22 protein-coding genes and 3 pseudogenes are annotated in these 25,917 nt (G+C 65.3%); 14 read left to right on the top strand and 11 right to left on the bottom strand.

The annotated features are described in order from the left end of the window. Positions 1-116: 116 nt before the first annotated feature. Positions 117-224 (top strand): annotated as a pseudogene (locus tag G335_RS14145) (transposase); the annotation flags it as partial. A gap of 36 nt (positions 225-260) precedes the next feature. Here G335_RS14145 and G335_RS0101385 read toward each other — a convergent pair. After that, a complete protein-coding gene (locus tag G335_RS0101385; RefSeq protein ID WP_018175687.1) occupies positions 261-1,379 on the bottom strand; it encodes an alpha/beta hydrolase in 1,119 nt (372 codons plus the stop codon). A gap of 364 nt (positions 1,380-1,743) precedes the next feature. Here G335_RS0101385 and G335_RS0101390 point away from each other — a divergent pair, with 364 nt between their 5' ends. The 3 genes and pseudogenes from G335_RS0101390 to G335_RS14445 form a co-directional block, all read left to right on the top strand. Then, positions 1,744-2,523, top strand: coding sequence for a nuclease-related domain-containing protein (locus tag G335_RS0101390; protein WP_018175688.1), 780 nt, complete (start codon positions 1,744-1,746; stop codon positions 2,521-2,523). 62 nt (positions 2,524-2,585) lie between these two features. Then, a complete protein-coding gene (locus G335_RS0101395; RefSeq protein ID WP_018175689.1) occupies positions 2,586-3,302 on the top strand; it encodes a nuclease-related domain-containing protein in 717 nt (238 codons plus the stop codon). A gap of 146 nt (positions 3,303-3,448) precedes the next feature. Continuing rightward, a pseudogene (locus tag G335_RS14445) lies at positions 3,449-3,673 on the top strand (hypothetical protein); the annotation flags it as partial. 151 nt (positions 3,674-3,824) lie between these two features. On the opposite strand, the gene G335_RS0101405 reads toward G335_RS14445, so the two are convergent. Beyond that, positions 3,825-4,298: an SgcJ/EcaC family oxidoreductase gene (locus tag G335_RS0101405; protein WP_018170137.1), complete on the bottom strand. Its 474-nt coding sequence runs from the start codon at positions 4,296-4,298 to the stop codon at positions 3,825-3,827. Positions 4,299-4,665: 367 nt separating this feature from the next. Between G335_RS0101405 and G335_RS0101410 the strand changes: the two genes are divergently transcribed. From G335_RS0101410 to G335_RS0101420, 3 genes are all read left to right on the top strand, one after another. Next, the gene (locus tag G335_RS0101410) at positions 4,666-4,986 is read left to right on the top strand and encodes a hypothetical protein (protein ID WP_018170136.1); all 321 of its coding nucleotides are present in this window, start codon (positions 4,666-4,668) and stop codon (positions 4,984-4,986) included. A gap of 243 nt (positions 4,987-5,229) precedes the next feature. Then, positions 5,230-6,183 (top strand): DMT family transporter, encoded by a 954-nt coding sequence (locus tag G335_RS0101415; protein WP_051074756.1) that lies wholly within the window; start codon positions 5,230-5,232, stop codon positions 6,181-6,183. 203 nt (positions 6,184-6,386) lie between these two features. Then, entirely contained in the window at positions 6,387-7,856 is a 1,470-nt protein-coding gene (locus G335_RS0101420) for an amidohydrolase family protein (protein WP_026304742.1), read from the top strand. 254 nt (positions 7,857-8,110) lie between these two features. Here the strand turns inward: G335_RS0101420 and G335_RS0101425 are convergent, their stop codons facing one another. From G335_RS0101425 to G335_RS0101445, 5 genes are all read right to left on the bottom strand, one after another. Continuing rightward, positions 8,111-8,443: a cupin domain-containing protein gene (locus tag G335_RS0101425; RefSeq protein ID WP_018175692.1), complete on the bottom strand. Its 333-nt coding sequence runs from the start codon at positions 8,441-8,443 to the stop codon at positions 8,111-8,113. A 43-nt stretch (positions 8,444-8,486) separates the two neighbouring features. Continuing rightward, entirely contained in the window at positions 8,487-9,761 is a 1,275-nt protein-coding gene (locus G335_RS0101430) for a hypothetical protein (protein WP_018175693.1), read from the bottom strand. Positions 9,762-10,001: 240 nt separating this feature from the next. Beyond that, entirely contained in the window at positions 10,002-10,670 is a 669-nt protein-coding gene (locus G335_RS0101435) for a cytochrome c (RefSeq protein WP_018938155.1), read from the bottom strand. Between the two features lie 221 nt (positions 10,671-10,891). Continuing rightward, on the bottom strand, positions 10,892-11,794 hold the full coding sequence (locus G335_RS0101440; RefSeq protein ID WP_018175696.1) for a complex I NDUFA9 subunit family protein: 903 nt from the start codon (positions 11,792-11,794) through the stop codon (positions 10,892-10,894). Between the two features lie 158 nt (positions 11,795-11,952). Next, positions 11,953-12,432, bottom strand: coding sequence for a hypothetical protein (locus tag G335_RS0101445; protein ID WP_018144261.1), 480 nt, complete (start codon positions 12,430-12,432; stop codon positions 11,953-11,955). A gap of 222 nt (positions 12,433-12,654) precedes the next feature. Between G335_RS0101445 and G335_RS0101450 the strand changes: the two genes are divergently transcribed. Both G335_RS0101450 and G335_RS0101455 read left to right on the top strand, forming a co-directional pair. Further along, positions 12,655-13,221 carry a DUF99 family protein gene (locus G335_RS0101450; RefSeq protein WP_018175697.1) on the top strand — a complete coding sequence of 189 codons (567 nt, stop codon included), beginning with the start codon at positions 12,655-12,657 and terminating at the stop codon, positions 13,219-13,221. 158 nt (positions 13,222-13,379) lie between these two features. Next, positions 13,380-14,114: a DUF72 domain-containing protein gene (locus G335_RS0101455; protein ID WP_018175698.1), complete on the top strand. Its 735-nt coding sequence runs from the start codon at positions 13,380-13,382 to the stop codon at positions 14,112-14,114. A 4-nt stretch (positions 14,115-14,118) separates the two neighbouring features. Here G335_RS0101455 and G335_RS0101460 read toward each other — a convergent pair whose 3' ends face one another. The 3 genes from G335_RS0101460 to G335_RS0101470 form a co-directional block, all read right to left on the bottom strand. After that, positions 14,119-15,357, bottom strand: a complete 1,239-nt coding sequence (locus G335_RS0101460; RefSeq protein ID WP_026304743.1) for an MFS transporter — start codon at positions 15,355-15,357, stop codon at positions 14,119-14,121. 255 nt (positions 15,358-15,612) lie between these two features. Continuing rightward, positions 15,613-16,008: a sulfur globule family protein gene (locus G335_RS0101465; protein WP_018175701.1), complete on the bottom strand. Its 396-nt coding sequence runs from the start codon at positions 16,006-16,008 to the stop codon at positions 15,613-15,615. 592 nt (positions 16,009-16,600) lie between these two features. Continuing rightward, entirely contained in the window at positions 16,601-17,074 is a 474-nt protein-coding gene (locus tag G335_RS0101470; protein WP_026304744.1) for an SgcJ/EcaC family oxidoreductase, read from the bottom strand. A 282-nt stretch (positions 17,075-17,356) separates the two neighbouring features. Between G335_RS0101470 and G335_RS0101475 the strand changes: the two genes are divergently transcribed. Beyond that, entirely contained in the window at positions 17,357-18,151 is a 795-nt protein-coding gene (locus G335_RS0101475; protein ID WP_018175703.1) for a class III extradiol ring-cleavage dioxygenase, read from the top strand. 70 nt (positions 18,152-18,221) lie between these two features. Here G335_RS0101475 and G335_RS0101480 read toward each other — a convergent pair whose 3' ends face one another. Continuing rightward, positions 18,222-19,754, bottom strand: coding sequence for an L-lactate permease (locus G335_RS0101480; RefSeq protein ID WP_018175704.1), 1,533 nt, complete (start codon positions 19,752-19,754; stop codon positions 18,222-18,224). Between the two features lie 145 nt (positions 19,755-19,899). Between G335_RS0101480 and G335_RS14395 the strand changes: the two are divergent. From G335_RS14395 to G335_RS0101500, 4 genes and pseudogenes are all read left to right on the top strand, one after another. After that, a pseudogene (locus G335_RS14395) lies at positions 19,900-20,385 on the top strand (EAL domain-containing protein); the annotation flags it as partial. 167 nt (positions 20,386-20,552) lie between these two features. Beyond that, positions 20,553-21,194, top strand: coding sequence for a hypothetical protein (locus tag G335_RS0101490; protein WP_018175706.1), 642 nt, complete (start codon positions 20,553-20,555; stop codon positions 21,192-21,194). A gap of 412 nt (positions 21,195-21,606) precedes the next feature. After that, a complete protein-coding gene (locus tag G335_RS0101495) occupies positions 21,607-23,130 on the top strand; it encodes an NAD(P)H-dependent oxidoreductase (protein WP_018175707.1) in 1,524 nt (507 codons plus the stop codon). A 357-nt stretch (positions 23,131-23,487) separates the two neighbouring features. Next, positions 23,488-25,872 (top strand): EAL domain-containing protein, encoded by a 2,385-nt coding sequence (locus tag G335_RS0101500; RefSeq protein ID WP_018175708.1) that lies wholly within the window; start codon positions 23,488-23,490, stop codon positions 25,870-25,872. Positions 25,873-25,917: the final 45 nt, after the last annotated feature.

Below are 25,917 nucleotides of genomic sequence, written 5' to 3' on the forward strand. Positions count from 1 at the left end.
TTGGAAATTCAGTTTCCGCTGAGAAACCAGAAGAAGTGGACACCCATGATCTTCTTGACGGTCTGAGGCGGTCGGGCTAGGTTTTGGGGTGAGTTCATGGACCAAGGAGGGTCCTGATGACGCGAGCCAGGAAGGAGCTCGTCTCGATCGAGGCGACGCCGTATTACCACTGCATTTGTCGCTGTGTTCGCCGTGCGTTCCTGTGTGGCGAGAATTTCTATTCCGCATGACGAGGTCGGACCTCGTTACCATCCACAGGGTCAATTCGAGCGCCGCGCGATCAGGTCCATCACCGCGCGGATGAGTTGCCACTGGCCGATAAGCCCCACGCCTTGCGGATCGATGTGGGAAAAGCCATCGATCAGGTGGAGGTCGACCTCGCCGATTGCACGGGCGAGGCGCGCGCTTTCGGTGTGCGGGATCATGGTGTCGGCCCGACCGTGGATCAGGATGGCACCGTTGGAAAGATGCGAGAGGTCGCGGTTGGTGAGGGACAGCATTTCGATGGCCTCCCGCGCGCTGGCCGGCAGATCATTCAGGAGCTCCGGCACGCGCTCCTGGTCATCGTTCAGGATTAACGCCAAGAGGGTCCGCCCCTCATCCCCGAGATCATCTGTCACGTCGTCGATGGGGGCCTTGGGGTCGCCCATGCGCCGGCGCGCGATTTCTTCGAGAATCCTGCGGTCTTCGCGGTTATCCAGCATGTGCAGATTGCCGCGCAGGAATAGCCACTTCGCCAACGGGTCAGGCGTCCGCGTCTGCCAGTGGTCCGATCCGGGCTCCTGGAAGGCCCCTGTGGTGGAGAAGGTGATGACGTTCTTCGTGTCGTAGTAGCCGCCGATCCCGACCAGGAAGTCGATGGCCGCTTCCCCCTGCGGCGTCAGCGTCGCCAGGACGGCCAGGCCCACGGCATAAGAGATCGCCGCGACCCCCACGTATTGTTCATCCGCTGCGCGCTCCACATCCAGACGGGACAGAAGGGCCGCGGCATCACCGATGGCAGCGGCCTCCTCGGGACGCACGCTGAGGTCTTTCGAGCCCTGCAGGTCGGGCACCAGCACCAGGAAGCGCGCCCGCGCCAACGTATTGGCGAGTTGCACCAGCCGCCGGTCGTCCTTGCCCTGCGGCGTGAAGCCCGGCACGAGGACGATGCGGGCCCCCACATTCTGCTGGGGATGATAGAGGTCGGCCGCGATGTCACCTTCGTCCGTCTCGAGGGTAAGCGTTTGGCGCGTGGGCTCGGGGGTGCGGTCCTTCAGCGTGCTCGGTCCCGCGCCGGCCTCGATGTCCTGGAGCACGCGCGTCGCCTCCCAGCTTTGGGTGCTGATGCAGCCGGCAAGCAGCAAGAGACCCAGCAACACAGCAGCGATGCGCAGCATGCGATTCTCCTGTCAGATGAGCGGTACCAGTCCCGCCGGTACCCTAAGTCTATATCCGGAGTGACCGGGTCGGACCTCCAGGCGTAGGGTGTAATGAACAGGTTGCGCCCTGATCGGCAAAGGGTTTGGGCCTTGGAGTGGCCATTTTCGGCCATGAGTGGGGCTGTAACGTGCGGGGTCTTCGGCGAGGTGTGAAGCGTCCGAGTCGGTGCGTACGGAGTGATCGACGGCGCGGATATCCAGCTGTGCCTGGATCTGGCGCAGGAATGATTGGCTTCCCATGAAGAAGAGGGCACCCATGACCTTTTTGGGTGCCGACGCTTGGTCCAGCTTTACTAGTCCGGAGAGCCAAGAAGGGGATGTGATGGAGAACAATCTGGGCGGGGCATTTCTGGAGGGGATGCTGCGATTCTGGTGGGCCTGGATCTTGGTCGTGCTGTTCGCCATCGGTCGGCTGCCGATGGTCAAGGGCTGGGTGGGTGAGCTTGTGGTTCGCCTGATTCTGTCGGTTGGGCTGGACGGCAAGGCGGGGCACGCGCTTCATGATGTCACGCTGGAGACGGGCGACGGCACGACGCAGGTGGACCATGTGCTGGTGTCCCGCTTCGGCATTTTCGTCATCGAGACGAAGAATATGCGCGGGTGGATCTTTGGCGATGCGCGGCAGGCTCAATGGACGCAACGTTTCTACCGCCGGTCGTTTCGCTTCCAGAATCCGCTGCGCCAGAACTACCGGCATGAACGGGCGATTTCCGATGCGCTGCAGGTCGAGCCCGAGACGATCCATTCGGTGGTGGTCTTTGTCGGCAGCAGTCGTTTCAAGACGCCGATGCCCGAGAACGTGGTCCGGGGCCTCGGGCTGCTGGGCTACATCCGTTCGTTCCGCACGAAGGTGTGGAGCGATGACGAGGTGCAGGCCCTGGTGGACCAGCTGAAGGGTCGCCGGCTGGAGCCTTCTCGGCATACGCACCGGGCCCACGTGCAGCAGCTACGCGAACGGCATGAGGCCCCGGCCGGGCCGGCCTGTCCGAAATGCGGCGAGGCGATGATGAAGCGGAAGGCACGTCGCGGCTCCAGGGTCGGCCAGGAGTTCTGGGGGTGTACGCAGTATCCCGGCTGCCGCGGAACGAAGCCGGTCCAGTAGTCGGGCTCAATCTGGCATCGTGGAGGCGTTCGATTCGTTCCGGAAATGAAAAGGAAGGGGCCATGGCGAATACTCGGTATGTGACCGCGAATCGATTGACTGAGGAGTCGAAGGCGATTCAGGCGAAGGGGCGGAATCTGGTCCTGATCCTGGGCCTTCCGGTCGCGGTTGCGGCCTTCTTCATTCATCCGCTCGTAGGGCTCGTAGCGCTTGCGGGCGTGGCGGCCCTGTATGGAAGCATCGGTGGCAGCGCGGTGATCGAGGCGGGGGCGCGCGGCGAGGATGCGGCCCTGGACTGGCTTTCGAAGCTCCCGGATTCATTCGCGATCTTCAATCAGGTGGATCTGCCCAGCGAACAGTCCCGCACCGGGATGGTGGAGACCGACTTGGTGGTGACCGGACCGGAGGCGGTGTTCGTGATCGAGGTGAAGCACAACAACGGGGCGATCGACTGTGACGAGAGCCGGCCGCAATGGACCGTGAGCAAGACGGGGCGTCGCGGAAACCGCTATGGCAAGGAGATGCGCAATCCCATCAGGCAGGTGAAGAAGCAGGTGTGGTTGCTGAGTGAATACCTGAAGAGCCGCAAGGCGAAGCGCTGGATCCAGCCGATCGTGCTGTTCACCCACCCGGATGTCTCGCTGGGGCGTTCGTCCGACCTGTCGGTACCCGTGCTCACCGGCCCCGAGGCGGTCGAGTACATCCGGAACTTCAAGCCGGAGCGGCCGCGCCCGGTGAAGGAGAACACGGTGCAGGCCATCGCGACCCTGAAGGGCTGAATCGTCGAGAGTGGCTGCGCATCGGGGGGGCGGACCAGGGTAAGGGTTGGAAAAGGCGGTGAACATATCTGGCCTAGGGCACGAATTCGGGCTTGAAGCCGCCATTTCGACCGTCAAATGGCTATTTCAGGGAGGGAAGCCCATCACTGGCTGGGCCAATCTGGCATGTGGTCCATCGCTGTCTCAAGCAGGAGTTCCTGCTGAAGTTTGCCCGTGACCGCAGGCTCGGGCGGTACTGGCTGTATGACGCGCGGCAGCACTACGGTTTGTGTGTGCTGAACGCCATGGTCACCTCGCTGCGCGTGCACCTGCTGGTACGCCATGTGGGGAGGGCGAGATGGCGGGTGACGTCGTGGATCGCGGGATGGGTGGCCAGTCCTAAACCGGCGCAGGTTATCGGGTGGATACACGGTCTTGACCACCAAACAGGGCGGATAAGCGTCTAGAAAGGGGGTTTGGCGCGATATAACTACATTAAGTCAGTAGGTTATCGTGGTCCGACCCCGTCGCCGCCGCCGTCTGTTATGGGTGCACGGCGGTGTTCTGTCCGAACTGGATCTGCCAGCCGTGGTGATCGTGGCGTTCGAACAGGAAGCTCATACGCGTGTGCAGCTCGCCGTCGCCGCGGTCCGGCAGGCCGTCCGGCATGGATTCAATGCCCGAAACCCGAAACATGACCTCCGCGAAGGCGGTGTCGTCGCCGAGCAGGATGATGTCCTGTACGTCGACGCTTAGCGAGGTTCCGGCAAAGGGGCCCTGCAGCAAGTCCGTATGCCGTTGTGCATTGCTCGAACGGTCCTCGAGGCGCGTGCCGACGAGATTGATCACCCCGGCGTTCTCCGCATAGTCGCGTGCCCAGGCCTCGCCATCGCCGGCTTCCCATGCGGCCCCCTTGGCCTCCAGGATGCGCTGGATCTCGCCGTCGTCGGCCCAAGCAGGGGCCGCCATGAGTGCGGCCAGGGGCAAGGCGATCAGTAGGAACGGTTTCCTGGACATGCAAGCTCCGGATGGTGTTTGTGACAGGCGCCCCCTGTGTACAGGAGTGTCGGCCTGAGTGCCAGCGAGCCCGCGCTATGGGGTCTACCTTCGGATGTAGCAGGCCGGCATCGCCAAGGGAGCAGCTGCGGCGATTTCCCGCACAAATGGGCCCCCCGTCGGCTTGAGTGGCGCAATGGATGTGCGAGCAACAAAGGACACCAACGATCTTCGTTATGTTTGACACCGTACGGACTGCATCCTGACATCAGCCCATTTTGGCGGAAAGTGGAAGGGGCCTGGCATCAAAGCAAGGGCCGGAAGGCGCCTCGTACGCTGGGCATGGATCGCGTGACACTACGCGGGATATTCGGATGGAAGGAGTGACATGATGGCCAGAGACAATTTGCCGACCGTGGATTGGGAGCGTGGCGAGAACACGGATCGGGTGAAGGTGCAGGTAATGCGCGAGGAGCCCGTCATCCTGCAGATGCCATCGGGCATGGACTGGTCGGTGGATGGGGGTGAGTTCAAGTGCACAGCCGATCCCGACAGAGGGATGCAATGCGACTGCGAAGGCGGCCTGTTGCGGAAACTGGCGGAGCTCAACAATATGCCAGAGCTGAAGGAAATCGCGGACGCCTGCGAGTATTCGAGTTCCCGCGTCGATATCGACCCCGCCGGCGCGCGCATCATCGTCCACGACTGATTTGCCCGGGAGCCGCGAGGGCGGCAAGGGCTCAGGCCGTCCTTCCGCGCCGCGCCTCCACCCAAGCGGCAAGGGCTTCTCCAATGTCCCGCGCTCGTTGATGTCTCACAACATCACGACGTGTGGCGCTGTTATATTGTGCGGCGTTTCGCTGACCCATCGCGGGGTCAACGCGAAACATGTCGCCGACCAGCAGATCGACGGGTCGGGACTCACTCACGACCCACGATAGGGACTGGCTGAATGGCACAGGGCGCACCGAACCCGCTGAGGTCGCTTTCATCCGAAAAAGTGGTGGGTCTGAGCACGCTGTTCGTCGCCCTGGCGGCGTTTTCCTGGGGGCTGTCCGGCGGGATTGGGGGCATTCTCACGGGCCAGGGTTGGGATCCGGTGGTGGTGTCGTTCTACCGGGGCGCGATCGGGCTGCTGTTCGTGCTCGCCTGGCTTGCGATTCGCCCGCATGGCAGCGGATTGGCCAGTGGCCGCATGTGGTTCTGGTCGGCGATCGCCGGCCTGGGGGTCGCGGGCAACTTCACCTTCTACTTCCTGAGCATCGCCGAGGGCAGTGTCGCGGTGGCTGCGACACTGATGTACTGCGCGCCGGTATTCGTTTATCTCGTCTCTTTTGCACTCGGGCTCGAAAAACCCACCCTGTTCAAGTGGGTCGCGATCGCGATGGTCATGCTGGGTGTGGTGCTGCTGACGGGTATTTACGATATCGGTGCCGGTGACGTGACGCCGATCGCCGCCGGGGCCGGTCTGGCTTCCGGGCTGTCCTACGCGGTCTTCATCTTCGGCTTCAAGTTCGCGGCACCCCACGGCAGCCCGCAGGCGATTCTGGTGATCGCGTTCGCGGTCCTGGTCGTCATCCTGTTCGGGCTGGGCGATCCCGACCAGACCGTGGCTGTGCTGAGCACGCCGAGCTGGCCGTTGTTCGTGATACTGGGCGTGCTGGGCGCCGGATTGTCGTTCATTTTCTACATCATCGGCCTGAACCACACGGCGCCCGCTGTCGCGTCCATCGTGGCGATGGTCGAGCCGGTGACTGCGTCGCTGTTCGGCGTGGTGTTCCTGAGCGAGACCCTGGGCGCACTCCAGGTCTTTGGCATGGGACTGATCCTGCTGACCGTGACCGCCCTGAGCGTCTATTCCAGCTCGCAGAAGCAATCGGTTCCGCCCCAACCTCGCGCTGATTAGCGCTTGAACCTGCTCCGGAGAGCTGGATTCGTGGGGTCCGATATCGCCGTCACGGCTCAACTTCCGAAAATGTTTCGAAAGAGACAAAGGGATGAGAATGAGGGTCAAGATGCACTCATCCCTGCTAATCTGAACTAGGGATCGGGCGGCGCGGACGTCTCCCGGTGTTTACTGGTCAGCGGCCTTGCCCAGGGAGCCCAGTGATGCACGAGCCTGTCCACTCCCACCCCTGCTGCGGCACCGAACACCCCGGGGGCATGTCGTGCCTGTGCGGCCGGCCGGAGACCATGCGCGCCATGCAGCGTATCGAGGCGGACATCAGCCGCCGGCGTATGCTGGGAGGCATGGCGGCGCTGGTGGGCATGTTCGCCGGGTTCCGAGTAGCGGCCGGGCCGGATGAGCGGCCGGGCCTGCCGGATCGCCCCCTGCTACTGGTGAATCTGCGGCTGTTCGATGGCCAGTCCCTCCATCTGAGGGAAGGCGTGGCGGTTTTGATCCAGGGTGAGCGGATCGTCGATCTGATCACGCCGGACGCAGCGCCCGAGGGTGTGCTGCGTGTGGATTGCGGAGGACGGGTGGTGATGCCCGGACTCATCGATGCCCACTGGCATACCACCCTGGCGGGGGTGGACATGCGCACCGCCCTGACGGCGGATCCGGCCTACATTCACCTGCAGGCGGCGCGCGAGGCGCGGGCGACACTGATGCGTGGTTTCACCACGGTGCGCGACGTGGGCGGCCCCGCCTTCGCTCTCAAGCGCGCCATTGACGAAGGCGTTACCCCGGGGCCGCGCATCTTCCCCTCCGGCGCGATGATCAGCCAGACCTCGGGGCACGGTGATTTCCGCATGCGCCATGAAGTACCGCGCACGGCCCTGTCTGGCCCCACCCAGACGGAGCTTTCCGGGGTGTCGGTGATCGCCGATGGCGCCGACGAGGTGCTCCGTCGCGCGCGGGAACAGCTCATGCTGGGCGCAAGCCAGATCAAGCTAATGGCTGGTGGCGGTGTGGCCTCCCTCTACGATCCCCTGGATAGCGTGCAGTACACCGAGCGGGAGTTGCGCGCGGGTGTCGAGGCCGCCAGGGACTGGGGCACCTATGCCACGGTGCACGTTTACGTGCCCGCAGGGATCAAGCGCGCCATCCGCGCGGGTGTCGGCTGCATCGAACACGGCCAGCTGGCAGACGAGGAGGCGGTCCGCATGATGGCGGGCGAGGGCGTCTGGTGGAGCCTGCAGCCATTTCTCCAGGACGAGGACTCCAACGTTTACCGGGATCCGGAACAGGTGGCGAAGCAGACGCGGGTGGCCAGGGGTACGGAACAGGCCTACGCGTGGGCACGCGAGCATGAGGTACAGACCGCCTGGGGCACGGACATCCTGTTTGCCCCCGACAAGACCCATACCCAGGGGCGTCAGCTGGCCAAGATGACCCGCTTCTGCGAACCCCTCGAGGTACTGCGCATGGCTACGGGGGACAACGGCCGCTGCCTGGCGTTATCCGGGCCGCGCGCGCCCTACGGCAGCGGTCTGGGGGTTGTTCAGCCCGGCGGCCTGGCAGACCTGCTGGTGGTCGACGGGGAGCCGGAGCGGGATCTGTCCTTCCTGGCGGAGCCGGAGAACTCGTTGCGGTTGATCATGAAGGGCGGGCGGATGTACCGGAACACCCTGTGAAGTCGCTGCCGGCAGGGCTAAGAATTCTACCTGCGGATTTAGTAGTCGGCGGGTTGGCGGCGGATGGGCAAAGGGCAAGGTCAGCCCCGGTCATCTCGCCTGCGCGAGGATGGGACTCGGGGGGCGGTCTACTCGAGCGCGCAGAGGCAGTCGGTTCCGTCTCAAGCAAGCGCTGAGTGGCGCCTGGGCCTGGAACCGGCCCGGTGCAGTACGGGATGGTGGCGTGGAATCACGCCAAATATCGGTTGATCAGGCTATCGCGGGTGGTAGATGGTCACCAGGACTGACGTGTCTTCCAGCGCCTTGAGGGCATGGGGCTGACCCCCATTCAGGTAGATCAGGGCGCCGGCGGTGAGCCGCTGGACCTTGTCTTCCCCGATGCGGAAATCGACCGAGCCTTCCAGGCATTGGACCGTGATCTCTCCGGGTACGGCGTGATCACTGAACTCTTCGCCTTTGGGGAGCACGACGCGGAAGACTTGCAAGTGTTCCGAACGCAGCAGCGTTGCACTTTTTGATCCGCGCAGTTCTTTCCCCAGGGGGCGGACGTCCACGATCTCTCCGGGTGTGGCGTGGTGCAATGCCATGTTGTGCTCCAGCAGCTTTCTGCAATGGCGGGGCGCGCTGGCCTCAGCGGAGTGGGCGCACCTCGGCGATGTCGGACAGCGCGAGTGGCACGACCATGTAGCCGCTGCCGAAGCGTCGGCGCACACGGATGTGCTCCTCCTCGATTCCGAGCAGTTCGCCATCGCGGGTGCGCCCGTCGGCGAGCTGGATGCGGATATTGCGGCCGATGTGGTCGCCCAGGGCATTCAGTGCGATGTTCGGGACAGGCGATAAATCGGGTGCCGTGGCCGAGGCGGCCGGGCCCGTGTTCAAGTTCGTATTCTCGGTCGTCGTCGGTCTGGCGGGGCCCGGGGTGACGGGGCGCAGATCGACGCGACCGTAGTGTTTTCCGGCCACGGTCAGGCTGGACTCGACCCGACGTAGCAGGTGGGTCGGGGTGTCGGCGTTGGCCCAGAGGAGCGCCGGGTTGTCGATCGGGCCAATGCGCAGCGAAACGTCCTTGGGATCCTCGATAAAGCGTCCGTAGGCATCGACCATGCCGGGCCCGGGCTGCACGCCGAAGGGTCGCCAGGCCTCGACCCAGGCGCCTTTGTGGTGCTCGGTATAGTCCTCGAGAGCCATCTCCATCTCGTTCGCGCAGAATTCCATCAGTGCAGGGTAGTACCCCCGGTCCGCGTACCCCACGGTCAAGGATTGTAGCGAGGCGGTCACTAGCGCCGGAGCGAGATCGCGAACCCGGTTCGAGGTGGCCTGGATGTCGAAGTGTCCGGTGGAGGAGCCCTGGCCCAGTGGGCCCATGCCGAACGTGCTGTGCACGGTCAGACTGTTGCGGTCCTCTTCGAGGTGGTAGTGGGCGCCGAAGTCCAGCGGGATGTCGCGATAGCCGAGTGCGGCCATCAGGGCGTCCGGCGGGGCGGCTTGATAGGCCCCGCAGCCGGCGGTGTCGAGCCACAGCGCGGGCGTGTCGCCCTGCGCGCCTGCGGCGATGCCGGCGGGCAGGGTCAGCCCGTGCACGGAAAACCCGAGCTGCCGCGGCAGGCGTCGGGCATCCAGCGTGTGCCGAAGCCGGGCGAGCCGCCACAGGTTTCCGGCTTCCAGGGTGATGCGGTCTGCGCGCATGCGGCCGATGGCCGTGTTGTTGGGTTCAAACAGCAGCCCGTTGACGTGCAGTTCGCCCCCGAGGCCGAACCCGACGTCGGAGTAGTGCAGCGTGCCGAGCGGCTGGAGCATCTCCACCATGTCGTCGAGCTTCTGCTCGACCTGCCGGACCTCGTAGTGGTAATACCCGACACCGGCGGCGGCGACCACGAGGCCGCCCGCGATCAGTTTCCCTGGCATGTTTCTCTCCCTGTTTTGACTCATCCGGGCCGCGCGATACCGGACCCGACAGCGGGATTGCCTTGTCCCGCGCCAACAAGATACCCACTCCGGGACATTTCCGCACTGCGGTCGAGGCTCGCTACGCGTCGGGGGGCTATCTAGGGATTGAGCCCGCCGGCGGGATGGACGGAAGCCGGGCCCCCACGGCCCTGCGCCCCCGGGGCTCGTTGATGTCCGGTCCGGGCGGCAGCAAAGGGGTCATTCCTCGCGGGCGGGAATCGAGGCGAAGTAGGCCGACACGGCGGCCATCTCTTCTTCCTCCAGCTCCTGGGCGATGCCCTGCATCAAACCGGCCAGGGCGGTCTTGCGGGCCCCCTGGGCATAGGCCTGGAGCTGTGCCATGAGATAACGCGGGGGATGGCCGGCGAGCGGTGGCAGGCTGGGGTTGCGCTCGCGCCCCTGTTCGCCATGGCAGGAGGCGCAGGACTGGATGTTTCGCTCCGGCAGCCCTTCGAGCGCAATCTCGCGCCCTTTTTCTACCAGGTCTTCGGGTACCCGGTGCGGCCCGCCCGCCGGTTTCATCTCGGCGTAGTGGCGGCTGACCGCCTCGATCTCGTCATCGTCCAGATGCTGGGCGATCTGGGCCATTGTGGCATTCGGGCGCTGGCCTTCCCGGTAGGCCGTCATCTGTTCGACCAAGTAGGACTTCGGGAGCCCCGCCAGGCGTGGGAATGGGGGCTGTGCCTGGCCCTGGCCCTGTTCGCCGTGGCACTGGATGCAGGCGGTCGCGCCGCGATCATTGCCTTCCTGCGCAATTTGGGCGCCGGGGGCGTCCTCGGCGACGGCGGCGCCGCCCAGCAGCCACAGGGCGGTTAACAGCGCGAGTGGCCGGACAGTGATTCGGTTGAAGGTGTGCGCTCGTGCCATTGGGTCACCACGATTGCAGGACGTTATCTTCAGGAACATAGGGCGGTTTCAACGATGGTGCAATTGCGGTGCACATTTGGCGGGCTTGTGATGTGTGCGCCGCCGGATATAGCCGCGGTCCGGCGTGCCGCATCCGGGGCGACCAGGAAAGGACGGGAAGAGAGCAGGAAGAGGACACCCTGCTTCTTGGGTTTCGCACGGCGCGGCTGCGCATCCGGGAATCATTCCGCCGGGAGGCAGTCCGGAAGGGAATCCTCCAGCCTGCGGGGCGTGATGCCGAGGTCGGCGAAGCTTCCCGCCGTTTCGTCGGCGACGTTGTCCTGCTGCATCAGGAAGATCTGGTCCCGGGTCAGGGGTGCGTTCGGCAGCAGCGAGCCGAGCCGGGCCAGTGCGTGCCAGAGCGCGAAGGGCACAGGCACCATCGGGCGCTGGCGTTCCAGGTGAACCAGTACCCGAGTCAGGATCTGGCGGTACGTCATGATTTCGGGGCCAGCGAGTTCGAAGACCGGGTGTGCGGGCGGGGTGGCGGCGAACAGCCTGGCCACGGCGCGGGCGACATCGGCCACGTGCACCGGCTGCAGGCGGGTCTCTCCGCGGCCGAACAAGGGGATCACCGGCAGGCGCGCAAGGCCGGCCAGGTTGCGCAGGAAGGCATCATGCGGGCCGAAGAGCACGCTGGGACGCACGATCAAGGCGTCGGGGAACGCGCGGATCACGGCCGACTCGCCTTCGGCCCTTGCGCGTATGTAGGCGGAGCGCGACTGGCTGTCGGCCCCGATCCCGGAGATCTGCACGACTCGCGCCAGGCCCGCGGCGCGCGCCGATCGGGCGAGGCGCGCAGCGCCTTCCACGTGGATGGTGGTGAAGCGGAGGTCGCGGTGTTCCACATACAGGCTGACCGCGTTCACCACGCCGCTGGCCCCCTCCAGGGCCCGGGTGACGGCGGCATCGTCACGGATATCGGCGCTGCAGTGCTCCACCTGGGCATGTTGTTCCAGCGCGGCGGGTAACGCCGCCCGGCGCGAAGCAATCCGCACGGGGTGTCCGGCGTCGATCAGCTCGTGCACGATCGCGCTGCCGAGAAAGCCGGTACCGCCAAATACCGTGATCAGGTCCGGGCGCATGGCGAGCCCCCTTTGTGCGCTCTAGGTAGGCGCCAGATGTGGGGTGTCAATGATCAGTCGTCCAGGTACTGGGTGAGATCGCGCAGAAGTACGAAATGTCCCGGGCCGGCGTGGATTCAAGGGCTGTCTGTGCCTTTTGGGAACGGTCAGGCGTCCAGTCAGCGCGTGCGTCGACATCCGGCCAGCTGCCCGGCCCAGGCATCAAGCAGCCGCTGACGCACACCGGCGTCGTCGCCGCGCCGCAGCTCCTCGCGGCTAGCGGCGAAGGTTTGGGTCATCCAGCCGTCCTCGGCGGCGCATTCGACCCGAATCTCCCAGCCATCGTCGTGCGGCTCGACATCGAACGTGTAGGTCGCCAAATGCAGTTCCTCCAGCAGGCCGCTGACCATCTCCCGCGCCCGGGAGAACTCCTCGACGGATAACGTCATCGTGTCGTCCCTCATGTTGCCGTGCAGCCACTGTTCGAAGCGGCGGATGGAGTGCTCGAACTCCGAGCGGTAGTGCGCTGCCGGGGGGTGATTGCCCGCACCGGCCAGCGCTTCGCGGTAGATGTTCAATGTGCGCTCGACCCATTCCCGCGTGGCGGCCTCGCCGTCACGCTTGATCAGGAAGCGGATGCGTTGCAGTTCGTCGGTCACGGTCTGCTCTGGAACGGGGCTTGTATCTGCCATGATGTAGGGTATTGCGGGCGCCTCTGCAACCGGTGGCCCTTCGAGGCGAGTCCGTTATGGGCCGCCGGAGCGGGCGGGGCCGCTGCGGGTGGGGCCCGCCCCGGGTGCGCTCCGGGTTGGCGAGGCCTGGGCGGACACCAGTGGAACTGTGAAACGCCGCGGCGCGAGAGGCGGCAGACCGGGAAGCGGATGCAGGAGCGTCTTTCACACGTGGTGGGTTTCGATGATGCGCCGTTCGCGCGGCCACATCGGGGTGATGTGCTGGTGGTCGGTGCGGTATTCGCCGGCATGCGGCTGGACGGTGTGATCTCGACGCGGGTGCGCCGTGACGGAGCCAACGCCACCGCGCGTCTGGCCGAATGCGTGCTGGACAGTCCGTTTGCACCGCAACTGCACGCGATCCTGTTGCAGGGGATCACCCTGGCCGGATTCAACGTGGTGGACCTGCCGGCGCTGCACGCGCGCACCGGGTTACCGATCCTCGCGGTGGCGCGCCACGCACCGGATCTGCCCGCGATTCGTCGCGCGCTGTTCGGGCCTGTTCCAGGGGGCGTGCGCAAGTGGCGATTGATCGAGGCCGCCGGCGTCATGGAACCGCTGGCGGGGTTGTACGTGCAGCGCTGCGGGCTGAGTCCCGAGGCGGCGCAGAGGCTCCTGGAAGACCAGCGCGTCCATAGCCGGTTGCCGGAACCACTGCGGGTGGCGCACATGATCGCAGGCGGGGTGGCGACCGGGGCGAGTCGTCACCGTCCGTGACCGGGGGGCGCGGGCCGTCCGGGAACGGGCGGACATTGGGCCGCCCGCTTTCCGCACGCGACTCCACTGCATGAGTGCAGGCGAGATTGGGGCACCCTCCGGATAGGGCGTCAGGCCTGTGGCTACACTCGTTGCAGGCAAGCCTGAAGGAGGTCTCGATGGCCTGTGCGTATGTCGGGACGTCCGGCTGGAACTACCGGGCGTGGAAGGACGACTTCTACCGCGGGGTTCCACAGCGCGAGTGGCTCGCCCACTGTGCGCGGAATTTCAGCGGGCTGGAGATCAATGCCACCTTTTACCGCCTGCCCGCGAGTACGACTGTGCAGCGGTGGGCGGAGCAGACGCCGCCGGATTTCGGCTTCGCGATCAAGGGCAGCCGGTTCGTCACGCATATCCACCGACTGAAGGACGCCGGGGACTCGGTTCGGCTGCTGCGCGACCGCATGCAACCGATGGCGAGCCGGCTGCGGGCGGTCGTGTGGCAATTGCCGCCGAACTTCGGGGTGAACCAGGAGCGTCTGGAGGCGTTCACCAACGCGCTGGGCTTCTGGCCGGAGGTGCGGCATGCGATCGAGTTTCGCCATCCCAGCTGGTTTACCGTGGCGGTGGCGGGGCAGCTGGACGCGGCCGGAGTGGGGATCTGCCAGTCCGATGCCCCGGACTGGCCGTGCTGGGAGGCCATAGCGGGCCCGCTGGTCTACTGCCGTCTGCACGGGCATACCCGCACCTATGCCTCGGCCTACAGCGACCGCCTGCTGGACCAGTGGGCCGACCGCGTGCGGCAGTGGCTGGCGCAGGGGCGTGAGGTGCATGTCTACTTCGACAACGATGCCGAGGGCGCCGCGCCCCGCGACGCCCAGCGCCTGATCGAACGGCTGCGGGATGCAGGCTGATGGCTCAGGCATCCGCCTCCGCGCGGTGGCGGCGGTACAGCCGCAGGGCCGTTAGCCCGACCAGCAGCGAGGCCAGTCCACCGATCACGAACACATGTGCGGGCGTGGCACCGGCGGGCCCGGTAAGCAGCCAGAACAGGACCGGTGCCACCAGCATGGCGGAGAAAGCCAGGAAGTTGCTGGCGGCGATGAAGCGGCCGCGCCGGTCAGCGGGGCTGTGACCCTGCAGGTAGGCGGTGATCGGCACGATGAAGAAACCGGAGGCAATGCCCAGCAGGGCCATCAGCACCAGCGTCGCGGGGTAACTGTCGGTGGCGAAGTACAGCAATGCGCTGATCAGGGCCGCCGCGATCATGCCGGCCGGGGCATGGTGCATGGCGATGCCGCCACGCGACAGGTAGCCGGCAAGGATGCTGCCGGTTCCGATGCCGAGCGCCAGCGTGGTCAGGATGATGCCGGTCGCGAGCTCGCCCAGCTCCAGATGGACCTCGGCGAACAGTGGGACGTTGAGTTGGTACAGCGTGCCCAGAGCCCAGAACCATGCGATGCCGAGGATTACCATGAACAGGACGCGGTGTGGCCGGATCTCGGTGACCGACTGCATGACGGTCGCGAACGGGTTCAGGCGGAACGGCGCGGGGTTGTCGGTGGCCAAAGTCGGGGCGATGAACAAGCTGGTCACCAGACCGGTGACGGACAGCGCCACGATCAGGGCCGCCGGGACCCACAGCGCCTCGCCGGCGAACTCCATCACGAACCCGGCCAGCGCGGTGCCGAGGATGATCGCCAGGAACGTCCATAGCTGGATGTGTCCGTTGGCGCGCGATAGCTGCGGGTAGCGCACCAGCTCCGGCAGGATGCCGAACTTCGCCGGGCTGAAGAACGTGCTCTGCAGGCCCATCAGGAAGGTGGTCACCAGCAGGCCGGGGAAGTTGTCGGTGATCAGCATCAGCGCGGCGGTCAGCAGCACCGCGGCCTCGGCCATGCGGGTGCAGACGATCACGATCTTCTTGCTGTAGCGGTCGGCGATGTAGCCCGCCCATGGCGAGAACAGCACGAACGGAAGCAGGAACACGAAACCGACCAGGCTGTAGTAGAAGGTGCCTTCGCCCTCGGCGACGAACTCGCGGATGGCGATGAAGATGACCACCAGCCGGAAGAAGTTGTCGTTGAGGGCGTTGATGAAGACCGTCGACATGTGGGCGACGAAGCTCTTCCTGCGGATGTCCGAGGTCTCGGTCATGGGATCTGCGGCCCGGCGGGGTTTTTGAAAGAACTATAGGTCAGGTTTGACCGCAAAACGGGGGGCTGAACACGCGAAACGTCGAAAACAGCGATGAAACGAGGATAAAGCGTCAATTTCAGGCTAGATGAGGAATCCCATGATTTTCCGGGAGGCGAGATCCGGTGTGAAATGCGGGGTGCAGGAACGTGACCGGCCCGGCCTGCCATGGGCAGACCGGGCCGGTTGATTATCGGCCGGAAGGCGCGATCGCGATCAGTTGTCCTGATCTTCAGGCTGATCCGCGGCCATCTGTTGCGGAGCCCAGGCTGCACCCTGGTAGGGGGCGGGGTGGTAATACGGGGCATAGCCATAACGCGGGTAGTAGTTCCCGTAGTGACGGCCGTAGTAGTCGCCGTATCCATGCCCGCTGCCGTATCCATGGCCGCGACCGCGCATGCTGAAGTCGAAGTCGCCGAACATGTCGCCGAGGCCGAACCAGTCACCTACGCCGCGACCCCAGCCGGGACCGTACCCGTAGCCGGGACCGTAGTAGGGGCCATAATTCGGGGCGTGATAGCCGGGACCCCACCACTGCGCCGAGGCATGCATCGGGATCGCAAAGGCGCCGATCAGCGCCGCGGTAGAAAGAGCTTTGGCCAGCTTGTTCATGGCAATACCTCCTCAAGTTAACAACCACTTAAACAAGACCAAATGTCTCGGGGCATTCGGGGCCCCGCCTGCTGGAGGGCGGGGTTTTGGGCCCGCCAGTACCTAGCGGCTTCCATCGTAAAAGAAGAAAATCCAGATAATCTGATATAGGTCAATGTTTTGACGGAAAGTTGACCTTTTGGCGGGGGTTGGCTGCGGGGGGGGGGCGTCGAAAAGTCGACGTTTTCGAGGGTCGCTGACCGGCATCTCCCTGAATCTCAGGGCGAGAGTGCGGATGCCATGCCGTGGATCGCGGCCCGGGATAGTCCGGTTTTCAGCAGCGCAGGGGATGCAAAGGCCATCTTCCGAGAGGACCGATGGTCACGTGATGGCGGTGGAGACGAGGGCACCGCTGGCGCGCAGACGGGTGGATGCGGGGCGGAACATGGTGCGGGCGGGAGTGATCTCGCATCCATCGGAGTGGGCGCGGGGCGGACATCGCGAGACCCAGGCGTCACCACCTGAACGCTACCGCGTCATGTCCGGTGGAGACGAAGCCAGAGGGTCTCCATGATCTAGTTCGCCGCCGTGCCAGTATGCCGGTTCCGCGCGCCTACCGATGCACGGCGGTGTTTTGCCCGAACCGAATCTGCCAGCCGTGATGACCGTCGTGTTCGAGCAGGAAGCTCATGCGTGTGTGCAGGACGCCGTCCCCCCGGTCCGGGAGGCCCGCAGGCATGGACGCGATGTTCGAGACCCGCAACAGGGCTTCGGCGAAGGCCGTGTCATCGCTCAGCATGGTGATGTCCTGAACGTCCACGCTGAGCGACGTTCCGGCAAAGGGGCCCTGCAGGACTTCGGTATGCCGTTTGGCATTGGTCGCGCGATCATTGAAACGCGTCCCGAACAGGTTCACGAGCCCCGCATCTTCCTGATAATCGCGTGCCCAGGCTTCGCCGTCGCCGGCCTCCCATGCGGCCTCTTTTGCCTCGAGGATCCGCTGGATCTCGCCCGGGTCTGCCCACGCATGGGTCGACGTCAATGCGGCCAATGGCAAAGCGGCTAGTAGAAACCATTTCCTGGACATGCAGCCTCCGGATGCTGGGGGTGACACACGTTTCCGGTGTACACGAAAAGCTGGATGCACGCCAGTTGCGGGAAGCGGATTGCACGACGAGACTGACGGTTGGGGTGACGGGCCCAGTCCCGAACCGGACGATCAGTGCAGGGCGGTCGTTGGTCTGGCAGTGACTGCGGGCGCTTGTCGGCTCCAGGGGTGCAGGTCTCAGCGTTGATGGACACGGGCGCAGGTAGGTAGCGGGCTTGTGTGGGTGACCGGACGACCGGGATGCAACGGCGGGAGCGAAGGATGGACAAGACGCAGGCGTTGTTTTTGTCCCATGGCGGCGGGCCGCTGCCACTGCTGGGGGACCCAGGGCACACGGCCATGGTGGAGAATCTGGAGGGTCTGGCCGGGCGCGTGCGGGTGCCCGATGCGCTGGTGGTGGTGAGTGCGCACTGGGAGGCGTCGGTGCCGACCATCACGTCCGGGGCGAATCCGGGGCTGATCTACGACTACCACGGGTTTCCCCCGGAGTCGTACACCATCGAATATCCCTGCCCGGGCGAGCCGGCACTGGCCGCCGAGGTTCATCGACGGCTGCAGGAGGCGGGCATCGATGCGCACCTGGACCCGGCGCGAGGGTTCGATCACGGGCTCTTCGTGCCGCTGAAGATCATGTATCCCGAGGCGCAGGTCCCATGCGTTCAGCTTTCCCTGGTGGAGACGCTGGACCCGGCGCAGCATATTGAGATTGGACGGGCTCTGGCAGGGCTGCATGAATCCGGTGTGTGGGTGGTGGGGTCTGGCTTCTCGTTCCACAACCTGCGCGCCTTTTTCACGCCCGATACGCAGGAGGCCCGGCAGCTCAACCAGTCGTTCGAGGCCTGGTTGGAGGCCGTTTGCTGCGGGCGCGCGGACGCGGAAGATGCACGGGCGGCCAAGCTCGTGCACTGGGATGCCGCGCCGGGCGCCCGGTTCTGCCATCCGCGGGCGGAGCACTTGTTGCCGCTGCATGTCTGCTACGGAGTGGCGGGTGGCCCCGCGGCGGAGCGTATCGGGATGCAAATTATGGGCAAGGAGGCCAGTTGTTATCGGTGGTAGCCGAGGCCACGGAAAGGCGCCCCAGTGTCGCCTTCCGGTAACCCGTAGCGCGGGCCGACGCCGCCCCTGGCTACCAGGCGAGTGCCAGCAAGCCGGCTCCGAGGCAGACGACGATGACCGGGATGATGGTCTCGCGGATCACCTGACCCTCGCGCGCCTGCAGACCGGCGGCTCCGGCCGCCATGGCGATGTTGTGCAGCGAGATCATGTTGCCCACCCCGGCGCCGATCAGTTGCAGGGCGAGTACGGTCGGGAGCGCCATGCCCAGGGCATCGGCGGTGTCTGCCTGGAGTTGTGCAAACAGCAGGTTGGAGACGGTCGCGCTTCCGGTCATGAACGAGCCCAGCGCGCCGAGGAAGGCGCTGAACATCACGAAGGTCCCGCCCAGTGATTCCGCCAGGCCCTGCCCCAGCACCTGTGGCATCGACGGCAGGCCGGCGGCGTTGGAGCCGGAGCTCAGCAGGAGCTGGGTGAGGGCGATGATGAACGCCAGCACGATGGCCGCTACGCGCAGCTTGCCCCAGGTGGCGGCCACCGCCTGACCCAGCGTGGCGCGGCTTACGCGGAACAGGATCAGCGCGGTGAGCAGGGCCAACCCAAAGTAGAAATAGGGTGTGTACAGCGGGGCCAGGCTTTGCCCCAGCTCAATGCCGTGGAACTCGCCCGGCGACCAGCGCACGGACTGCAGGGCCTCGCGCAGCGGCATGATGGTGCGCGAGGCGATCAGCGCGACGGCCATCACCGCGAATGGCACAAACGCCAGCAGCACCCGCCCGACTGGGGCCCGCTCGACCTCTGGGTGCTGTTCGTGCCCAGGTAGCAGGAAGCCGCGATGGGCCGCCAGGGCAATCACCGCCATTGCCACCACGCCGCCGATGATCGCGGGCAGTTCCGGCCCCACCAGCCAGGCAACCAGCAGATAGGGGATGCCGAACGCCAGCGCCGACAGCACGGCGAAGGGCACGAACTCGCGGAAGCGCCCGCGTTCCTCGCCGAGGGTCGCCACCCAGACCATGAATAGCGTAATGAACGGTGCGAGGACGGTGTGGATGACCGCCGTCTGCAACACGGCCGAGCGGGTGGTCTCCGCATCCAGGCCGAGGCCGGCGAAGCCGATGATCACGGGCGTTCCGGCCGCACCGAAGGGGACGGCGGTGCTGTTGCCGATCAGGGCGATGGCGACCGCCTTCAGGGGCCGCATGCCGAAATACACCAACAGCGGTGCCGCCAGTACCGCGGGGGTGCCGAAGCCGGCGATGCCCTCTACGAAACCGACCAGCCCCCACCCCAGCAGCATGGCCAGCACCCGGTGGTCGCGCGAGACGCTGGCGATGACTGACTGGATCGCGCTCATGTGCCCGGTCCCGATCATCACGTTCAGCACCAGCAGTGCCATCAGGATGATCAGCAGGACCTCGACGAAAACGATGGCAGCATCCAGCAGACTCGCTACCAGCACCGTGCCCGATATCTGCCAGACCAGAACGGCCAGCACCAGGGTGGCGAGATAGGCGATGGGCGCCGCTTCAAAGGCCGGCCGCCGCAACGGCACCAGCCACACGAACAGCAACACGAACGGCACCAACGTGAGCCAGAACAGCACGATCCCTCTCCCGTTATGCGCAAGGCGTCATCCTAACCCGGGGCTCGGTTCGGGAATAACCGAATCAGGCTGCCACAAGGCCCCTCGGCGTTATGCCCCGCGAAGAGCTCGCTGGGTCGGGCAGCGTCCTGGAGGTCAGGGCCGGACGCTCGGCGATTCGAGCTTTTTGCCCTGGCTGGGCAAGCAACTTGCCGTGCACCCGGTATGGCCGGGAAGCCTGGTTCTGCAACTCCGCGAGGGCGATGTGCTGGGCCGGATGGATCAGCTCTCGGCCTTCGGCGATGCGCTTCGGGATTTGGAGATCCGCATCGCCCTGGAACACTTTGGCGCCAGTACCGATGCCGATACGCGCCGGATGCTTGCCGAAATGCGGCCCGACTACGTCAAGATCGCGCGGGAACTCACCGTGGGGCTGCATCACTCCGCCACGCCTTCGTTACGGCTCAACGGCCTCCTGGGTCAGGCCAAGGAGGTCGGTGCCTACACCATGGCCAGCTATGTGGAGGATGCCGATGGTCTGGCCTTGTTGTGGCAGGCCCAGATCGACCTGGTGCAGGGGAACTTCATCCGGCAGCCAGAGGAAGAGCTGCGCTACGAACTCGAGTTTCCAGGCCTGGACGACGCGGGCTGATCGGCTCGGTCAGACAGGACAGTACGCCTGCAAAGGCTGGCGGTCAGGCTGGCAAGGCGCAGGGGGGGCACGAGCAACGGATGGTCCAGGACGGTAGGATCGGCAGGCGGGGTCGCCAGGCCCCGCAGCGACGGACCGTTCCAATCACGTGACGCAGGGAGGCGTTCATGATTCTTCTGGTTGTATACAGTTTCGCGGTACTGGCCGCATTGGTGATGCTGTTGTCGCGGCGGCGCGCCGCGCTTGGGGTGCGGGTGTTGTATGCCTTCGCGACCTTGGTGCTGCCCTTTGCCACGGTATTGCTTGCGCATGCGCTGAACGGTGGCGAGACATCCGGGGCGGGGGCTTTCGGGCTGGTGCTGTTTGCGTTCCTTGGCAGCCCGTTGTTGATGTGGTGGGTGTTTGCCTATCGCCACCCTGCAGGGGTCCGCGAGGGTCCTGCTGAGGGGGGCATCGCGCCGGGCTCACCGCCGCCGAAGGCGGCCAGAACGCCCGCGCCGGATGCCGTCCAGGAGTCCACGATGGCCGCGGCACAGCGGTCGACTGCGCGGATGCACCCCTTCCGCCGTGCGGCGCTGGTGCAAACGCCGGGGTCGCTCCTGCTGGGGTTGGGACTGGCCGAAAAGCTCGGGGGTACTGATGGTCCGATCTTTCCGTTTCTGGCGAATGGCTGGCTGGTCGACGGCATGCTGGTGCTGGGGGCGGTTCTGTTTGCCATATCGCTCCGCATGATCGTCGTGGAACTGCGCCGGCCGTCCGAACCGCAACGGGATACCGCTGCGCTCGGAATCCGTAACCCGCGTCGCTGAGCCACCCGCAGACGCAGGTCGCCGCGACCGCTTCTTGTACGCCCGGTGAACTGTCCCGGTGGACCGGATCTTGTGAGCTCTCTAACGGAACGGCGCTTCCGGGTATGACGGATCGGTAGCAAGCCTCTCCGACGCGGGCTATGTTCTGGGTGGAGCCGCTGTGGTGGACGAATTCCTCGACCCGCGGGATCGGCCCTAAAACGGTCGGTCGGCGCGGACGGAGGACATGTGTAGGGTCGTGGGTATGGATGAGTAGCGTGGTGCGGAGGGTTTCGTCATGCAGGGATACGTCGTCGGCAGGGTGGAATCCGATTCGCGGGCAGGGCCTGGCTTGCGGTACCCATGACGTCGGTGGTTGTCACCGCGGCGGGCTAGAGAACGAAGGTATGACCACCGCACGGAGTGACCCCGCTTGAAGGTGCTCGTCATCCTCGGCCACCCGCGCACCGATAGCCTGTGCGGGGCGCTGGCCGAAGCCTACAGCGAAGGGGCGCGCGCGGCCGGGACCGAGGTGCAGTCCCTGAATCTGGCGAGCCTGGAGTTTGATCCACACGTCCACACCCCTTCGCCCAATCAGCAGCCACTCGAAAAGGATCTGGAGGCCGCACGCGGCCTCGTCGCGTGGGCCGATCACCTGGTGTTTGTCTATCCCACCTGGTGGGGCACCATGCCGGCGCTGCTCAAGGGTTTTCTGGACCGGATCATGACGCCGGAATTCGCCTTTCGCTCCTGCGAGGGCGGTACCGGGTACGAAGGGTTGCTGCAGGGCCGCTCGGCGCAACTGATCACGACGATGGATACGCCGCCGCTGATCCACCGGCTGGTGTATCGCCAGCCAGGTGCCAATGCGATGGCGCGGGCCACGCTGGGGTTCTGTGGGGTCCGGCCGGTGCGCTCGTTGATGTTCGGTTCGGTGCGCCATAGCGACGAGGCCCAGCGCAAAGCCTGGTTGCAGCACGCACGCCAGGAAGGGCTGCGTCTGGCCAAGGGGCGCGAAAGTGCGGGCGAGTGGCTTGCGCACAAGGCCGGTGCCTGGCTCCAGGCGTTGCGCTTGCAGTTCTATCCGATGACCTTTGTGGCCTACGCGGTGGGGGCGCTGGTGGCCGCCCCGGCGGGTGGGGTGTTCGGCCATCCGGTGTTCTGGCTCGGGTACCTGTGCCTGTTTCTACTGGAAGTGGCCACGGTGCTGGTGAACGAACGCGTGGACTTTGGCTCGGACCGGCAAAACCGGTTCTATGGTCCCTTTACCGGTGGGTCGCGTGTGCTGGTGGAGGGGCTGTTGTCCGCGCGCGAGCTGGGCGTGGGGATTGCCGTCGCGCTGGTGGGCTTCGCCCTCGCGTTCGTGGCGTTGCTGGCGACCGCACCCGGAGATTCGGGGCCGATCCTGACGGTGATGGCCGTCCTCGCGATTCTGGCGATCGGCTACACGGCGGCGCCGCTGAAGCTTAGCTATCGGGGGCTGGGCGAGCTCGATGTCGCGCTGACGCACAGCCTGGGCGTGCTGCTGTGCGGCTATGTGTTCCTGGCGGGCGACTGGACCGCGTCCTTGCCCTGGCTGTTGAGCCTGCCGCTGTTCCTGGCGATTGTGCCGTCGATCACGCTATCCGGGATTCCCGACCGCGAGGCGGACGCCGCGGTGGGCAAGGGCACCCTGGCCGTGCGCCTGGGGAACGACGGTGCGCTTTGGGTGGCGTTGTCGTTCACCATCCTGGCGGCCGCCAGCGGCGCGTCGTTCGATGCGCTGGGATGGGCGCAGGGGGCCTATGCCGGGATCGGGTATGTGGTGGTCCCGTATGCCGCCTGGCTGGTCTGGCTCCTGTGGCGTGCGCTGCACCGCGAAGACCCCAGGGGGCGCATCGATGGATTAATGGCGGCATCCCTGGGCTATGTGCTCTGGTTCGGACTGTTCCCCCTGGTGAACCTGGTCATGGGCTGATGGTGGGAGCCATCGTGGGCCAGTGCGTGGCACGCGTTATTTGGAGGGCGGTTCACCGGTGAGGCTCTGCTGGCTGCTGGCATCGGGGGCGCGGCGAAACTTTCTCCGGGTCTTCTCCCGCCAGTTGGGGGCCAGGATCTAGCAATCGGCGGCAGGTCGATCTTGACCGCAACGGCACGTGCAGAAAGCCCTTCCCGGAGTGCCGAAGCCGATGGGCTGTTAATTTTCGGCGGGCCGCATTCTTTCGGCCCGATCAGGCACCCGTTATAGTCACAATGATCGGGGGGCATTTCCACCGCTATTGCGGGAAGACCCCGTTGATGCCAGACGACGCATCGACACGCAAGGGGAGGGGGGATGCGGGCACAACTCGGGTTACGGAACACCTGGCCGGCCTATGCGCGGTTCATCGGCATTTCGGTCGCGATCGTCACTCTGCTGGCGGTGGTCCAGATCCTGTTTGTCTATGGGGCCGATCGTTTCGAGCCGCGCTTGCTGGCGATCCCTTCCGTTGTCGGGATCCTTTTCGGGTTCATGCTGGCGCGCATGCACCTGCTTCGGTCGCAGACCGACCTCCTGAATACCTTTGTCGAAGCGACCCAGGCCAGCAGTGATCACGAGGAGGCCATTCGGCATTTGCTGCGGGTGGTTGCCGAGCAGCTGCGGATGGACGGGGTGGCCCTCTATGAACTGGACCCGGCCGGGATGGAGGCAAGACGACTCCGGCACTACCCGCCGCACCGCGCCTCGCCATTGTCCGAACGTGCGCTGCGGGAGCTTTCGGCATTGTCCCTTGAGGAAGGCCGGTCCGGTACCTGCGAGGAACTGCGCTCCCGGGGCCTGGATTCGCTTCCGGCTTGCCTCGAGACGGTCGAACTTCCGCTTCCCGACAACCAGCGTGGCTTGTTGGTGCTCTATCGCGACGATGCGAGACGCAAGCCACCGGACGCGCTGGAACGGCGGTTCCTTCAGCTCAGTGCCGACTGGTTGAGCATGACCCTGACCCACATGCACCAGCGGGAGATCATCGCCACTGAACGGGAACAAAACCGGCGCGAGAAGGAGCGGGCCCAGACCACGCTGGAGTCGATTGGCGACGCGGTGATTACCACCGACGACCATGGGCGTATCGACTACGCCAATCCGGTGGCCAGCCTGTTGCTGGGCGAGCCTGCGGCACAACTGGCGAAACGGCCCCTCGACGAGGTGGTATGTCTGGAAGCCGAGAGCGGCGGGGACTCGATGTCCGCGCGGCTCGAATCCAGTGGTCAGGTGCTCGCGGAAGCAGGCCACCCTGCCCATATGCGCCTGCACACCGCGAACGACCAGACCCGCCCGGTCCAGCTTTCCTTTACCCCGATCCTGAATCGTGCCGCCCACAGCCAGGCGAGCGTCCTCGTGATGCGTGACATCAGCGATCTGCGCGAGGTGATGCGCCGGCTCGACTATCAGGCCACACACGATGCCCTGACAGGGTTGCTGAACCGGCCGGCCTTCGAGGCGTGTCTCGAGGACCAGCTACGTTCCGCGCGCACGCACGACACCCGGCACACCCTGTGCTATCTCGACCTCGACCAGTTCAAGATTATCAATGACACCCGTGGGCACACCGCGGGCGACGAGCTCCTGCGTCAGGTTTCGGCCCTCTTGCCTCATCTGTTGCACGAACGCGATATCGTCGCGCGCCTCGGAGGGGATGAATTCGGGATCCTGATGGTTGACCGGGACATCGAGGACGGACGAACCCTGGCCGAGGAGATCGGCCGCGAACTGGCCAGCTTCCGTTTCTACTGGGACGAGTCGACCTTCTCCGTGTCCGCCAGTCTGGGGCTGGTCGAAGTCAGCGGGGCGAGCGAGTCGACCCAGTTGATCCTGCAACAGGCGGATGCGGCCTGCTACGTGGTCAAGGACACGGGACGCAACCAGGTGCGCGTGTTCCGGGCGGAGGACGAGGACTTGCGTGACCGGGCGGGCGAACTGCACTGGGTCAGCAGCATTCCGGACGCGATCGAGCAGGAGCGTTTCGAACTCTGGGCACAACCAGTCCGCACGCTGGCGGATGACACGGATGCCTATTTCGAAGTCCTGCTTCGCCTGCGTGACAGCGATGGCCAGTTGGTCCGGCCGGATACCTTCATCCCGGCGGCCGAACGCTATGACCTGATGGGGCAGGTCGACCGCTGGGTGGTGTCCCGGACGCTGGCGTACATGCAGCAACTCCAGGCTGCCGGATGGGGTGACCTTCCGGTAATGGGGATCAACCTCTCGGGTTCGTCACTGAATAACGATGCCTTCCTGGTGTTTCTGCAGGAGTCGGTGGCGAAGTCCGGCCTCCCCGGTGACCGCTTGTGCTTCGAAATCACCGAGACTGCAGCGGTCCGGCACCTGCAGCGAACCGCCCGGCTGATGACCGAGATGCGGCGAACGGGTTGCCACTTCGCGCTGGACGATTTCGGCAGCGGCCTGTCCTCGTTTTCCTACCTCAAGCATCTGCCGGTGGATTATCTGAAGATCGACGGTGACTTTGTTCGGGACATCAACACCGATCCGGTCGACCTCGCAATGGTGCGTGCCATTCACGAGGTGGGACAGATCCTGGGGCTGACCACGATTGCCGAACATGTGGAAGACGAAGCAATCCGGGCGCGTCTCGTGGAAGTCGGCGTCACCCATGGGCAGGGGTTCGGCCTGGATCGTCCGGAACCATTGGTCGGCCCAGAAGGGATCCGTCAGGCGAATTGACCCCTGCACTCCGGGTAAGTGACGCCGACCGGTACCGGGCGGTGC

The sequence above is a fragment of the Thioalkalivibrio sp. AKL8 genome, from assembly GCF_000380525.1.
Lineage (GTDB): Bacteria > Pseudomonadota > Gammaproteobacteria > Ectothiorhodospirales > Ectothiorhodospiraceae > Thioalkalivibrio > Thioalkalivibrio versutus.

What these genes read in the sequence shown, in the direction of transcription:
- G335_RS0101425 (WP_018175692.1), bottom strand. Translation starts at nt 8,443, where the DNA reads ATGGCATTGCACCACGCCACACCCGGAGAGATCGTGGACGTCCGCCCC.
- G335_RS0101430 (WP_018175693.1), bottom strand. Translation starts at nt 9,761, where the DNA reads ATGCCAGGGAAACTGATCGCGGGCGGCCTCGTGGTCGCCGCCGCCGGT.
- G335_RS0101440 (WP_018175696.1), bottom strand. Translation starts at nt 11,794, where the DNA reads ATGCGCCCGGACCTGATCACGGTATTTGGCGGTACCGGCTTTCTCGGC.
- G335_RS0101465 (WP_018175701.1), bottom strand. Translation starts at nt 16,008, where the DNA reads ATGAACAAGCTGGCCAAAGCTCTTTCTACCGCGGCGCTGATCGGCGCC.
- G335_RS0101460 (WP_026304743.1), bottom strand. Translation starts at nt 15,357, where the DNA reads ATGACCGAGACCTCGGACATCCGCAGGAAGAGCTTCGTCGCCCACATG.
- G335_RS0101415 (WP_051074756.1), top strand. Translation starts at nt 5,230, where the DNA reads ATGGCACAGGGCGCACCGAACCCGCTGAGGTCGCTTTCATCCGAAAAA.
- G335_RS0101420 (WP_026304742.1), top strand. Translation starts at nt 6,387, where the DNA reads ATGCACGAGCCTGTCCACTCCCACCCCTGCTGCGGCACCGAACACCCC.
- G335_RS0101475 (WP_018175703.1), top strand. Translation starts at nt 17,357, where the DNA reads ATGGACAAGACGCAGGCGTTGTTTTTGTCCCATGGCGGCGGGCCGCTG.
- G335_RS0101405 (WP_018170137.1), bottom strand. Translation starts at nt 4,298, where the DNA reads ATGTCCAGGAAACCGTTCCTACTGATCGCCTTGCCCCTGGCCGCACTC.
- G335_RS0101410 (WP_018170136.1), top strand. Translation starts at nt 4,666, where the DNA reads ATGATGGCCAGAGACAATTTGCCGACCGTGGATTGGGAGCGTGGCGAG.
- G335_RS0101390 (WP_018175688.1), top strand. Translation starts at nt 1,744, where the DNA reads ATGGAGAACAATCTGGGCGGGGCATTTCTGGAGGGGATGCTGCGATTC.
- G335_RS0101435 (WP_018938155.1), bottom strand. Translation starts at nt 10,670, where the DNA reads ATGGCACGAGCGCACACCTTCAACCGAATCACTGTCCGGCCACTCGCG.
- G335_RS0101470 (WP_026304744.1), bottom strand. Translation starts at nt 17,074, where the DNA reads ATGTCCAGGAAATGGTTTCTACTAGCCGCTTTGCCATTGGCCGCATTG.
- G335_RS0101395 (WP_018175689.1), top strand. Translation starts at nt 2,586, where the DNA reads ATGGCGAATACTCGGTATGTGACCGCGAATCGATTGACTGAGGAGTCG.
- G335_RS0101455 (WP_018175698.1), top strand. Translation starts at nt 13,380, where the DNA reads ATGGCCTGTGCGTATGTCGGGACGTCCGGCTGGAACTACCGGGCGTGG.
- G335_RS0101490 (WP_018175706.1), top strand. Translation starts at nt 20,553, where the DNA reads ATGATTCTTCTGGTTGTATACAGTTTCGCGGTACTGGCCGCATTGGTG.
- G335_RS0101450 (WP_018175697.1), top strand. Translation starts at nt 12,655, where the DNA reads ATGCAGGAGCGTCTTTCACACGTGGTGGGTTTCGATGATGCGCCGTTC.
- G335_RS0101500 (WP_018175708.1), top strand. Translation starts at nt 23,488, where the DNA reads ATGCGGGCACAACTCGGGTTACGGAACACCTGGCCGGCCTATGCGCGG.
- G335_RS0101385 (WP_018175687.1), bottom strand. Translation starts at nt 1,379, where the DNA reads ATGCTGCGCATCGCTGCTGTGTTGCTGGGTCTCTTGCTGCTTGCCGGC.